Origin of the sequence: Eudoraea sp. (assembly GCF_049665975.1) — a bacterium.
Taxonomy (GTDB): Bacteria; Bacteroidota; Bacteroidia; order Flavobacteriales; family Flavobacteriaceae; genus Eudoraea.
Map to the genome: position 1 here is coordinate 1 of NZ_JBATGR010000450.1, position 12,161 is coordinate 12,161.

A 12,161-nucleotide genomic window follows, 5' to 3' on the forward strand; every position below is an offset into this window, starting at 1 on the left:
CCATTTTAGAACCATCAGAGATGTATTCATCCCTGGCAGATGAATAAGGTTTCAATTCCCTTACATTTTCCCGAACCAAGCTATTTAGGTCAAATTTCATAAATCGTATTCTTTAAGCAAATGCAATTACTTGTCTTTTAAACTTTGAAGTCTTAGCGATACTGCATATTTATGCGCCTGGAGCCCTTCTGCCTCTGCCATTACTTCGATGGTGTTCCCAATATTCCTTATCCCTGTTTCAGATATCCTTTGAAAAGTAATGCTCTTGGTAAAACTGTCCAGATTTACTCCGCTATACTGTTTTGCATAACCGTTCGTAGGCAAGGTGTGATTGGTTCCGGAGGCGTAATCACCAGCACTTTCCGGGGTGTATTTTCCAAGAAAAACCGAGCCTGCATTCACCACGTTTCTAATATAATATTCCTCATTTTTACAACAGACAATAAAGTGCTCCGGCCCATATTCATTTATTAGATCGATTGCAACTTCGTCACTTTCAACAAAGATGCACTTACTATTTTCGATTGCCCTTTTAGCAATGGCAACCCTTGGTAAATTGATAATTTGTTTTTGCAATTCCACCTCGACTTCTTCCATAAGCAATTTGGAAGTTGATACGAGTATTACCTGACTATCTGTTCCATGTTCTGCCTGACTTAAAAGGTCTGAGGCTACAAAAGATGGATTGGCAGAATCATCTGCGACTACCAAAAGCTCACTTGGACCTGCTGGCATATCTATAGCTACGCCAAATTTGGTTGCTATTTGTTTAGCTACGGTAACATATTGATTCCCTGGTCCAAATATTTTATAAACCTTGTTTATACTTTCTGTTCCAAATGTCATCGCTCCTATTGCCTGAATTCCACCTACTTTAAAAATCTGCGTAATGCCACAAAGTTTTGCAGTATAAAGAATAGCCGGGTTTATTTTTCCTGATTTATCGGGAGGTGTACATAAAATCAACTCGGAACATCCTGCAATATTGGCTGGAATTGCAAGCATTAAAATAGTAGAAAACAAAGGAGCAGTGCCTCCGGGGATATAAAGACCCACTTTTTGAATTGGCCTTTTTTCCTGCCAGCATATTACGCCGGGCATAGTTTCAATTTCAATTTTGGACGTTTTCTGAGCCTTATGAAACTTTTCAATATTAGATTTAGCTGTTTGTATCGCATCTTTTAGCCGATCAGGCACTACTGTTTCAGACTCAATAAACTCATCAGCGCTTACTAATAATTCAGATATTTCAACACCGTCAAATTGCTTCGTATATTTATTTAAAACCTTATCACCATCTGTCTGCACTTCATTAAAAATCTGCATTACGGTGTGCTCTACATCTGCAACAGATTGAGTTGGGCGCCCCAGAAGTTCAGGCCAGTCTTTTTTTTCAGGATTGAATATCTTTTTCATAGCACCATTTTCTCTATCGGGCAAACTAATATTCCCTCGGCACCTGCCTGTTTCAATTCATTTATGACTTCCCAGAATTTATCCTTATTGACAACTGTATGCACTGAGCTCCAGCCTTCTTCAGCCAAAGGCAAAACCGTTGGACTCCGCATTCCTGGCAGTATTTTAATAATATTCTGCAATTTATCATTAGGAGCATTCATCAAAATGTATTTGGATTGTCTGGCAACCAGAACCGATTTAATTCTAAATCTCAGATCATCCAGAATTTCTTTCTTATTCTCATTGATCATTGGTGAAACGGCTAATACTGCCTCACTTTTGAGCATTACCTCTACCTCTTTAAGATTGTTTTTGAATAAAGTACTACCACTTGAAACTATATCACAAATAGCGTCAGCCAATCCAATATTTGGGGCAATTTCCACAGACCCGTTAATAATATGAAGTTCAGCCCGGACCCCCTTATCCGAAAGGTATTCATTTAATGTATTTGGATATGAGGTAGCAATTCGCTTTCCTTCCAAATCTTTAATCTTTGAATAAGTACTAGATTTTGGGACGGCCAGAGAGACTCTGCATTTAGAAAAACCAAGCTTTTCTGCAACCGTGATATTACTTCCTTTTTCTTTCAGCACGTTCTCCCCTATGAAGGCAATATCCACGACTCCGTCTTTAAGATACTGAGGGATATCCCCATTTCTAAGGTAAAGCACTTCCATAGGAAAGTTCCGGGCCGAAGCTTTTAATTGGTCTTTTCCATTATCAATAGAAATACCGCAATCTTTTAGAACTTTTATAGAATCTTCGTTAAGCCTCCCGGACTTTTGTATGGCTATTTTTAATTTTTCCATTTGTTTAATTTCTTTATTAAGCGACCAAAAAGGTTTAAAAGCAAAACCCGTTTGATTTCTCAAACGGGTTAGATATATTTTGGAATACAACAATACATTTCTACCTCGCCTGAGTGCAAGTGTACAAATGATGATGTGTATTTTTAGTTCTCATTAGATTGTAAAATTAGAATTTATTTTTATTTCACAAAACTTATTGCCATTAATTATTACCAAGGATAAGTGGCAGCCCATCACCGCCTGATCCTATTACCACAATTTTGGAATTTGGAGATTCAGCTAATCTTAAGGTAGCATCTATACCTTTATCCTTAAGGATTTGATCGTTTAGAGAAGCACTAAGAATTCTATTGGCATCAGCCTTTCCCTGAGCCTCAATAGTTACTTTTTCTGCCTCTTTTAGAGCGGTAACCAAACGAAACTCATACTCCAAAGACTCCTGTTCCTGTTTCAATTTTCTTTCGATAGCCTCTTTAATTGTTGGAGGCAGGGTAACATCACGAATTAGAATTTCGTTTAATTGTATATATTGATCGTCAACTATATTCCTGGTTTCCTCGAAAATCTCAACCTGAATTGCATCTCGCTTACTAGAATATAATTGTTCAGGAGTATATCTCCCAACTACACTACGCGCCGCAGACCTGATTGCCGGTAAGAGAATTCGTTCTTTATACATCTCACTCTTTTCCTGATGTAATTTGCCTAGTTGTGCATAATCTGGTTGAAACCAGGCAGATGCATCAAGCTGAATGTCCAATCCATTGCTGGAAAGCACTTTCATCTTTTCAAAAACTTCCTGCTGTCTTACCTCGTACACAAAAACTTTATTCCAGGGTGCCACAATGTGAAAGCCCTCATTAAGGGGGGGTTCATCTGTCACCACACCGTTGTCAAAAGTTCTATACAGAACCCCTGCCTCACCAGATTTTATGGTAATTGCAGATTTGGAAATAAGTATTATCAATAAAATAATTATAAACACTGCTGGCAGTGCTATTTTTGGTAATTTATCCATTTTGTATAAAATTAAATTAGTCCATTATATTTTCTTATAAACCATTCAGCTGTCAAAGCTGCTGTTATGATTCCTAAGAGGATTTTAAAATCTATCAAAGATACGACATTTTGCTTGCTTTTCTGGATTGGCACAAACCTATTATCTATTATCATGTCCTCAATAAATTCTGAGATCTCAGAAGGAAAATAAAGTGTTGCATTAGTGCTTTTCGCCAATCTTGCTAATTTCTTATAATTGCTTGATAACAATTGTTGTTCTAAATCATACTCCAGAATTGTGAATTTTCCGGTTTTGGTTAGATTCTCATCCTTAACGCTGGCAGTAAAGCTGTAATCCCCAGATGGGAGTGTACGAATATCAGCTTCATAATAACCACTCTTAAGCAACATTGGGATTTCCCTGCTAGTATTAGTATCAATACTATTTAATTCTAAATTTATTGTAGCATTATCATCAAAAACAAAGGTTTCATCAAAATAAGTAGCCTTTATAGTCGCTTCATTTAAACCCTGATAAATATTTTCGTACTCCAATGTTAGTCGACTTCGCGGCTTGCTATTTGTCAGGAATAATATAACCTTAGAAATAAAATCATCAAATTTTTTAAAATCCTGATCGTCCCTATAACTCTGTATGCGCCATTTCCAAATATTCTCCCCTAATAGGATGGCCTCGCGGCGTAAATTGGTTTCCAGTATTGTAAAAAGAGGTTCATTCAAATCTACTCCCTTGATGCGTTGACTTAACATATTTTCATAAGATGCAGTAATAAGCAATTCTCCTAAAGTGGTTTCTATTGGTGGAAATTCCGATACCACAAGATCTGTGATATCAAAATGCGTAAAACCTGCATTTAAAATAGGAGTTACTTCTTCTTGCTGATCATAACTATTCTTTTGAAAACTATTCTGCACTCTATTTAGAAAAGACCAGTCTGTTTTGGGGCCGGTTATAGTAAAAATATTTGCCCCTTTGCTTTCTATATAAGAATATACCTTTTCAAAAGAAGTGTCTGGTTGATATATAATAAAAAGATCAAATTGTTCCAATTCATTCGGAGATAAGGATGGTTTTATAATTGACACCGATCTTTGCTCATTGCTTTCAATTGCTTTTTTTAAAACACCCAGATCCGGATGAAGTATATTAGAGACCAGTGCAATATTGGTTTTTTCATCAATTACTTCTATGCCTATTTGCCTGGAATTATTGGAAATGTTTCTTTCATTTTCCATAGGACTAAGGCTAATCTTTACATTCTTAATTCCAACAGTAGTCGCGTCGAGAACTGTACTTATAATTTGAGAATTCCCGACCTCACTTAGAACTATTTGTTCTCTATATAGATTCTGACCAGCTTCAGAAATGGTTAATACTGTTGAGGCTGTATTTTTTCCCTGGTAGGAAACGAAAATTTCAATAGGGTATTTATTTTTTAAAAAGGCATATTTGTTTGTGTTTACCTGATCTATTCTGATATCCTGATAACTCGTTGTATCTCCAACAACCAAAGGGAAAATGGGAAATTTCTGTCTTCCTGCATAGAATTCATAGTCTTCACCTAAAGTCTGGTTTCCATCAGTAATAATCAAAATGGCTGCGGTGCTTCCAGCGAAAATCTCATTTAGTGATGAAAGAGCACGTCCAATATTCGTAGCTTTCTCCGTAAATGACAAACTGTCTAAAGAATTTAATTCATTCCCAAATACATATTTAGAGACATTAAACTTTTCCGCTATATTAGTATTCTCCTCAATCAGTTTTTTGGCATTAATGAGCTGATTAATCCCATTCGCCTGCCCAATTGACGAAGTATTGTCTGACAGGATAATTAGATTTGCTCTCTCCAGGGAATACTGCTCTTTGGTGATTTTTGGATTTATGAGAAGTAAAAAGACAGAAAACAATGCTATAAATCTCAAAAAGGAAAGTCCTAAATATAAAATGCCTTTGCTCTTGGATTTGTAGTAGTACTGAAATATAACCAATCCAAAAGCCAGGATCGCAGCAAATAATATCAGGAATACCGTTTGTAGTTGCATGAAACTTTTTGGATAACACCTAACTGCCAGAAACCAATCAGGTCATTTGTCTTGTTCTAGTATTAATAAATAGACTAACTGGACATTATGTCAACATTCCACCATCAACATTTAAAACTTGTCCGGTAATGTAAGCAGAAAGATCTGATGCAAGAAACAAACAGGCATTTGCAACATCTTCAGGAGTTCCACCTCTTTTCAGTGGAATTGCCTCTCGCCATCCCTGTACAGTATTTTCATCTAATTTATCTGTCATTTCTGTTTCAATAAAGCCCGGAGCAATGGCATTGCAACGAATATTTCTTGAGCCAAGTTCAAGAGCAACAGATTTAGTAAATCCAATTATTCCTGCCTTAGAAGCGGCATAATTTGTTTGACCTGCATTCCCTTTAACACCAACTACACTACTCATATTAATAATGGATCCATTGCGTTGTTTTAACATTGTACGCTGAACGGCTTTAGTCATATTAAAAACAGATTTTAGATTTATTTCGATAACCGCGTCGAAATCTTCCTCCCGCATCCTCATTAACAGGTTATCCTTTGTGATACCTGCATTATTAATTAACACGTCTATTCCCTCGAAATCTTCCAACACCTGTGTAATCAGCTTCTCCGAATCCGTAAAACTGGCTGCATTACTTTTATATGCTTTTGCTTTTACTCCTTTAGAATTTAGCTCCTTTTCCAATTCAAGAGCAGGAGCTTCACTAGAACTATAAGTAAAAGCTATATTAGCCCCATGTTCAGCAAAAACTCTGGCAATACCCATACCTATACCCCTACTTGCACCGGTAATAATAACATTCTTCCCGTCTAATATTTTCATATCACTATTATGTTTTCTCACTTGTATTTCAAAGATAAGTTTTGTTTCACATAAAGGCTAAAAAAAATCCCGACTAATTCGGGATTTTTCTCTCAGATTTACTGAGTATAATTGTTGTTATTTTTAACTATCCAACCACTTCTTTAACCTTCTTTCCAATCTCTGCGGGAGAATCCACTACATTAATTCCACATTCGCGCATGATACGTTTTTTGGCCTGTGCAGTGTCATCCGTTCCTCCTACTATTGCCCCGGCATGCCCCATAGTTCTTCCTGCGGGTGCCGTTTCCCCGGCGATAAAACCTACAATTGGTTTTTTACTACCACTAGCTTTGTACCACTTGGCCGCATCTGCTTCTAAATGACCGCCTATTTCTCCTATCATAACTACACATTCCGTTTCAGGATCATTAATTAGCAATTCTACTGCTTCCTTTGTTGTAGTGCCAATTATTGGATCGCCTCCAATACCGATAGCAGTTGTAATGCCCAATCCCTGTCTTACAACCTGATCTGCTGCTTCATAAGTTAAAGTACCAGATTTAGATACAATTCCAATAGTTCCTTTCTTAAACACAAAACCGGGCATAATACCTACTTTAGCTTCTTCCGGGGTAATTACTCCCGGGCAATTTGGACCTATTAAGGTGCAATCTCTCTCTTTAATATAATTATTTGCCTTAACCATATCAGCCACCGGAATACCCTCAGTAATTGTAATTATGACTTTTATTCCAGCATTTGCCGCTTCCATTATTGCATCTGCCGCGAATGCCGGTGGCACAAAAATGATTGAAGTATCTGCTCCAACACTTTTAACCGCATCATCTACTGTATTAAAAACAGGTTTTCCAAGGTGTTCCTGACCACCTTTGCCCGGAGTAACTCCCCCCACTACATTTGTTCCATAGGCTATCATCTGTTCTGAGTGAAAAGTACCCTCACTACCGGTAAAACCTTGAACAATTATCCTGGAATCTTTATTTACTAATACACTCATTGTTATTTTGTCTTTTTAGTTATGTAAAAATATATTTTTGAAATCTATTTTTAGGTGGTTAATGTCTTATTGTTTGTTTAAATCTTTTAAAATTGATGAAAGATTGCGCAGATGGGCTAGTTCTCTGAATTTTTCTCGAGCCTCACCTGCCGGACTACCGAGGTAACTTTTACCCCCTTCCAGAGATCTGCCAATGCCAGCCTGTGCCATTATTACTGCTTTCTTTCCTATGGTAATACCGCTTATTATTCCAACCTGTCCCCAAATAGTAACTTCATCTTCGATTACAACACAGCCCGCAATTCCGGTTTGTGAAGCAATCAAACATTTTTCTCCAATTACGGTATCATGTCCCACCTGAATCTGATTATCTAACTTGCTGCCTTTCTTAATTGTGGTATCGCCGGTAACGCCCCTGTCTATTGAGCAAAGCGAACCAATATCTACATGATCTTCTATTACAACACGCCCTCCGGAAAGTAGTCTATCATAGCCCTCCGGTCTGTTTTTATAGTAGAAAGCATCTGCCCCAAGAACTGTTCCTGCATGAATAGTAACATGATTGCCTATGATACAATTATCATATATACAAACATTGGAATGAATAGTACATTGATCACCTATTATAACATTATTACCAATAAAGACATTAGGCTGAATTTGCGTATTCTTTCCAATTCTGGCAGATTTGGAAATCAATAAATCCGATTTTTTAAAAGGTTTAAAATAATTCGTAAGCGTATTAAAATCTCTAAAAGGATCCTTAGATATTAACAATGCTTTGCCAGGGGGGCAATCCACTTTTTTATTTATTAAAACTACAGTTGCTTTAGAACTTAATGCTTTGTCGTAATACTTTGGGTGATCTACAAAAACAATGTCTCCTTCTTCCACAACATGTATTTCGTTCATTCCATAAATATAAAAATCATCCGCTCCCACATATTCAGAATTGATGATCCCTGCAATTTGTTTTAGAGTATATGGCTTTGGAAATTTCACGAAAGGATAGTCAGATTAGTAATATTTAATAGTCAATAAACAAGTAAAGTAATTGATTATAAAATACTCAAATAGAGTATATTATGTTTTTTTATTTTGCCCTTTCCATGTAAGAGCCCTTTTCCGTATCAATTTTAATTTTATCGCCTTCATTAATAAAAAGTGGCACATTTACTTTGGCCCCGGTCTCAACAACCGCCGGCTTCGATGCATTTGTAGCAGTATTTCCTTTAAGTCCGGGTTCTGTATGAGTGACTTCCAAAATGACACTAGCGGGCATATCAACCGATAATGGTAAACTGTCCTCAGTGTTAAACATTATGGTAACTACTTCGCCTTCTTTTAAAAGTCCCGGTGCATCAAGAATACCTTCCTGAAGCGAGATTTGATTATAATCATCCGTATTCATAAAATGATAAGTTGAGCCATCAGAATATAAAAATTGATAAGACCTTGTTTCCACACGTACATCCTCAATTTTATGTCCGGCAGAGAAGGTATTATCCAAAACTTTACCGCTTGTTACACTTTTAAGTTTTGTTCTTACAAATGCAGGTCCTTTTCCTGGTTTTACGTGTAAAAACTCAGTGATCTTATAAATATCATTGTTGTACTTAATGCACAATCCTTTCCTAATATCAGATGTATTTGCCATAGATAATTAATTTGTGCTAAAATAGCCTTTCATTATTCCCCGTTGGGAATCACGAATAAACTGTAAGATTTCATCTCTTTCAGGTGTAGCTTCCATTTCTGCTTCAATGATCTGCACAGCCTGTGAATTGTTATAATTCTTTTGATAAAGTATTCTGTAAATATTCTGTATCTCCCTAATTTTGTCTGAATTAAATCCTCTTCTTCTCAGTCCAACAGAATTTATTCCAACATAGGACATCGGTTCTCTTGCACCTTTCACATAAGGAGGTACATCTTTACGAACTAAAGATCCACCAGTTACAAAAGCATGATTGCCAATGGAAACAAATTGATGCACTGCCACCAGACCTGCTAGAATAACATTATCACCAATGGTTACATGGCCTGCAAGGGTTGAGTTATTGGAGAAAATACAATTATTACCTACAAAACAGTCATGAGCAATATGGCAATAGGCCATAATAAGACAATTTTTACCAATCACTGTTTTCATTCTGTCTCTGGTACCCTTGTGAATGGTAGCACACTCTCTTATTGTAGTGTTATTACCAATTACTACAGTTGTTTCTTCACCTTCGTATTTCAAGTCCTGTGGAGGAGCTGATATTACCGCGCCCGGGAAAATATTGCAGTTCTTTCCGATACGGGCTCCTTCCATAATAGTGACATTGGAGCCAATCCAGGTACCATCACCAATGATTACATTATTATGAATAGTTGTGAATGGTTCTATAACCACATTTTTTGCAATTTTAGCTCCTGGGTGAACGTAGGCAAGCGGCTGATTCATTCTATTCTTCTTGTTTTGTTTTTACGATTTGGGCCATTAATTCTGCTTCGGACACTAATTTTCCATTTGCATATGCATAAGCTTGCATATGACAGATTCCTCTTCGTATTGGTGAAATAAGGTCGCACTTAAAAATTAATGTGTCTCCGGGAACTACTTGTTGCTTAAATTTGACATTGTCGATCTTCATAAAGAAAGTAAGGTAATTTTCAGGGTCAGGAACCGTATTTAAAACCAGTATTCCTCCAGTCTGTGCCATAGCCTCTACCTGCAAAACCCCCGGCATGACAGGTGCCCCAGGAAAATGTCCCACAAAAAATGGTTCGTTCATTGTAACATTTTTGACTCCAACCACATGGGAATCTGAAAGTTCCATGATTTTATCAACCAAAAGAAAAGGTGGCCTGTGCGGCAACATTTTCATAATCTGGGTAACGTTCATTAATGGAGGTTCATTTAAATCGAATTTGGGAACCTTATTTCGTCTTTCCAATTTAATTATTTTGGACAGCTTTTTAGCAAATTGAGTGTTTACGTAATGTCCTGGTTTATTGGCAATAACTTTTCCTTTAATTCTTGTTCCTGCCAATGCTAAATCTCCAATTACGTCCAGAAGTTTATGCCTGGCTGCCTCGTTTGGTTGATGCAATGTCAGATTATCTAAAATCCCATTGGGCTTTACCGATAATTTTTTCTTATGGAAAGCCTTTTCAAGCTTCTTCATTGTGGAAACAGAAATTTCCTTGTCTACATAAACAATGGCATTGTTCAAATCACCACCTTTTATTAGCCCATTCTCCAATAACATTTCCAATTCGTGAAGAAAACTAAATGTCCTCGCATCCGCAATTTCTTTTTTAAAATCTGCTATTTTGTCCAGGGTAGCATTCTGTGTCCCAAGCACCTTGGTGCCAAAATCTACCATTGTGGTGATTTCGTAATTGTCCGAAGGTATTAATGTTATATCGCTTCCGCTGGCTTCGTCTTTATATGTAATTACTTCTTTTACCACATATTCTTCACGTTCGGCTTCCTGTTCTACAATTCCGGCTTTTTCTAATGCCTCGACAAAAAACTTGGAAGATCCATCCATGATGGGTGGTTCAGGGGCATCCAATTCAATTAAAACATTATCTATCTCCATGCCAACCAATGCTGCAAGAACATGTTCTGAGGTTTGGATCTTAACTCCTCTTTTCTCAAGATTGGTTCCTCTTTGGGTATTAACCACATAATTCGCATCTGCCTCAATAATTGGTTCACCTTCAAGGTCCACACGCTTAAACGCAAAGCCGTGGTTCTCTGATGCAGGAACAAATTTCATGGTTACGTTCTCTCCGGTATGCAAACCCACACCGGTCAATGTTACCTCATTAGCTATTGTACGTTGCTTTGCCATACTTTATTTATCGTCACTTTTTTTTTCCAAATCATTAATCCTGTTAACCAGTTTAGGTAGATTTTTAAAATGAACATAAGATTTGTTGTAGTCTGCGTAGTTAATTGCAGGTGATCCCTGTATGAATTCATCGTCCTTCAAATTTCGCCCTATACCTGATTGGGCCTGTATCCTAACCCTGTCACCAATAGTTATATGACCAACAATACCAACCTGCCCCCCAATTTTACAATTTTTTCCAATTTTTGTAGACCCCGCTATCCCAGTCTGAGCTGCTATAGCTGTATGCTCTCCAATTTCAACATTATGCGCAATTTGAATTTGGTTGTCAAGTTTTACACCATTTCTAAGGATAGTTGATCCCAGCGTTGCTCTATCTATGGTGGTTCCTGCGCCAACATCCACATTTTCTTCCAAAATCACATTCCCTGTTTGAGGCACTTTACTATATTCCCCATTTGAATTAGGTGCAAAACCAAAACCATCTGCACCAATAATAGCGCCGCTATGAATTACACATCCCTTTCCTATTATTGTTTCTGAATAAATTTTTGCTCCTGCAAAAATCAAAACATCATCTGCTATTATCACATTATCACCTATATAGACATTGGGGTAAATTTTTACATTGTTACCAATTTTTACATTGTTTCCCAAATATGAAAAAGCACCTAAATAGAAGTTTTCTCCATAGGTGGCAGATTCTGATAAAAATATTGGCCTCTCCAGTCCCGTCTTGTTGTTCTTAACCTGATTGTAATATTCCAATAACTTGGAAAAAGATTCGTAGGCATCATCAACCTTAATGAGGGTAGTAGAAATGGTCTGCTCTGGTACAAAATCCTTATTTACAAGGGTAATGGATGCTTCGGTACTGTATATAAAAGACGTGTATTTAGGATTAGCCAAAAAAGTTAATGAACCAATTTCTCCTTCTTCAATCTTGGCCAATTTATGCACAGCAACATCCGGGTTGCCATCTATCTCACCCTCCAAAATACCTGCAATCTGACTAGCTGTAAATTTCAAATTTTTAAATAATTTAACCCTATGTTTGAATTCAGACAAAAGTAAGAAAAATTGATTAATGGTATTGCACCAGGTACATGTATATAAATTACTGTAAACTAGTGCATTAAGACTTTCAA

Annotated in this window: 11 protein-coding genes; all 11 read right to left on the bottom strand. The window is 36.9% G+C overall.

What is annotated here, in order from left to right; translation table 11 throughout:
- Nucleotides 1-126: 126 nt before the first annotated feature.
- The gene (gene hisD / locus WBN20_RS14720; RefSeq protein WP_424282229.1) at nt 127-1,416 is read right to left on the bottom strand and encodes a histidinol dehydrogenase; all 1,290 of its coding nucleotides are present in this window, start codon (nt 1,414-1,416) and stop codon (nt 127-129) included.
- Entirely contained in the window at nt 1,413-2,270 is an 858-nt protein-coding gene (hisG, locus tag WBN20_RS14725) for an ATP phosphoribosyltransferase (RefSeq protein ID WP_424271259.1), read from the bottom strand. Before hisG ends, hisD begins: the two co-directional genes overlap by 4 nt.
- Before the next feature lie 202 nt (nt 2,271-2,472).
- Nucleotides 2,473-3,288, bottom strand: a complete 816-nt coding sequence (locus tag WBN20_RS14730) for a prohibitin family protein (protein ID WP_424271447.1) — start codon at nt 3,286-3,288, stop codon at nt 2,473-2,475.
- Between the two features lie 11 nt (nt 3,289-3,299).
- The gene (locus tag WBN20_RS14735; protein ID WP_424282230.1) at nt 3,300-5,333 is read right to left on the bottom strand and encodes a vWA domain-containing protein; all 2,034 of its coding nucleotides are present in this window, start codon (nt 5,331-5,333) and stop codon (nt 3,300-3,302) included.
- A gap of 85 nt (nt 5,334-5,418) precedes the next feature.
- Nucleotides 5,419-6,165 (bottom strand): 3-oxoacyl-[acyl-carrier-protein] reductase, encoded by a 747-nt coding sequence (fabG, locus tag WBN20_RS14740; RefSeq protein WP_424271449.1) that lies wholly within the window; start codon nt 6,163-6,165, stop codon nt 5,419-5,421.
- A 127-nt stretch (nt 6,166-6,292) separates the two neighbouring features.
- On the bottom strand, nt 6,293-7,165 hold the full coding sequence (gene sucD / locus WBN20_RS14745; protein WP_424271450.1) for a succinate--CoA ligase subunit alpha: 873 nt from the start codon (nt 7,163-7,165) through the stop codon (nt 6,293-6,295).
- Nucleotides 7,166-7,231: 66 nt separating this feature from the next.
- Nucleotides 7,232-8,167: a UDP-3-O-(3-hydroxymyristoyl)glucosamine N-acyltransferase gene (locus WBN20_RS14750; RefSeq protein ID WP_424282231.1), complete on the bottom strand. Its 936-nt coding sequence runs from the start codon at nt 8,165-8,167 to the stop codon at nt 7,232-7,234.
- Between the two features lie 91 nt (nt 8,168-8,258).
- Nucleotides 8,259-8,822 (bottom strand): elongation factor P, encoded by a 564-nt coding sequence (efp, locus tag WBN20_RS14755; RefSeq protein ID WP_424282232.1) that lies wholly within the window; start codon nt 8,820-8,822, stop codon nt 8,259-8,261.
- Nucleotides 8,823-8,828: 6 nt separating this feature from the next.
- Nucleotides 8,829-9,614, bottom strand: a complete 786-nt coding sequence (gene lpxA, locus WBN20_RS14760; protein ID WP_424282233.1) for an acyl-ACP--UDP-N-acetylglucosamine O-acyltransferase — start codon at nt 9,612-9,614, stop codon at nt 8,829-8,831.
- 1 nt (nt 9,615) lies between these two features.
- Nucleotides 9,616-11,013 (bottom strand): bifunctional UDP-3-O-[3-hydroxymyristoyl] N-acetylglucosamine deacetylase/3-hydroxyacyl-ACP dehydratase, encoded by a 1,398-nt coding sequence (locus tag WBN20_RS14765; RefSeq protein WP_424282234.1) that lies wholly within the window; start codon nt 11,011-11,013, stop codon nt 9,616-9,618.
- Between the two features lie 3 nt (nt 11,014-11,016).
- Nucleotides 11,017-12,042 (bottom strand): UDP-3-O-(3-hydroxymyristoyl)glucosamine N-acyltransferase, encoded by a 1,026-nt coding sequence (lpxD, locus tag WBN20_RS14770; RefSeq protein ID WP_424282235.1) that lies wholly within the window; start codon nt 12,040-12,042, stop codon nt 11,017-11,019.
- Between the last annotated feature and the right edge of the window lie 119 nt (nt 12,043-12,161).

What these genes read in the sequence shown, in the direction of transcription:
- sucD (WP_424271450.1), bottom strand. Translation starts at nt 7,165, where the DNA reads ATGAGTGTATTAGTAAATAAAGATTCCAGGATAATTGTTCAAGGTTTT.
- hisD (WP_424282229.1), bottom strand. Translation starts at nt 1,416, where the DNA reads ATGAAAAAGATATTCAATCCTGAAAAAAAAGACTGGCCTGAACTTCTG.
- WBN20_RS14735 (WP_424282230.1), bottom strand. Translation starts at nt 5,333, where the DNA reads ATGCAACTACAAACGGTATTCCTGATATTATTTGCTGCGATCCTGGCT.
- fabG (WP_424271449.1), bottom strand. Translation starts at nt 6,165, where the DNA reads ATGAAAATATTAGACGGGAAGAATGTTATTATTACCGGTGCAAGTAGG.
- WBN20_RS14730 (WP_424271447.1), bottom strand. Translation starts at nt 3,288, where the DNA reads ATGGATAAATTACCAAAAATAGCACTGCCAGCAGTGTTTATAATTATT.
- efp (WP_424282232.1), bottom strand. Translation starts at nt 8,822, where the DNA reads ATGGCAAATACATCTGATATTAGGAAAGGATTGTGCATTAAGTACAAC.
- hisG (WP_424271259.1), bottom strand. Translation starts at nt 2,270, where the DNA reads ATGGAAAAATTAAAAATAGCCATACAAAAGTCCGGGAGGCTTAACGAA.
- WBN20_RS14765 (WP_424282234.1), bottom strand. Translation starts at nt 11,013, where the DNA reads ATGGCAAAGCAACGTACAATAGCTAATGAGGTAACATTGACCGGTGTG.
- lpxA (WP_424282233.1), bottom strand. Translation starts at nt 9,614, where the DNA reads ATGAATCAGCCGCTTGCCTACGTTCACCCAGGAGCTAAAATTGCAAAA.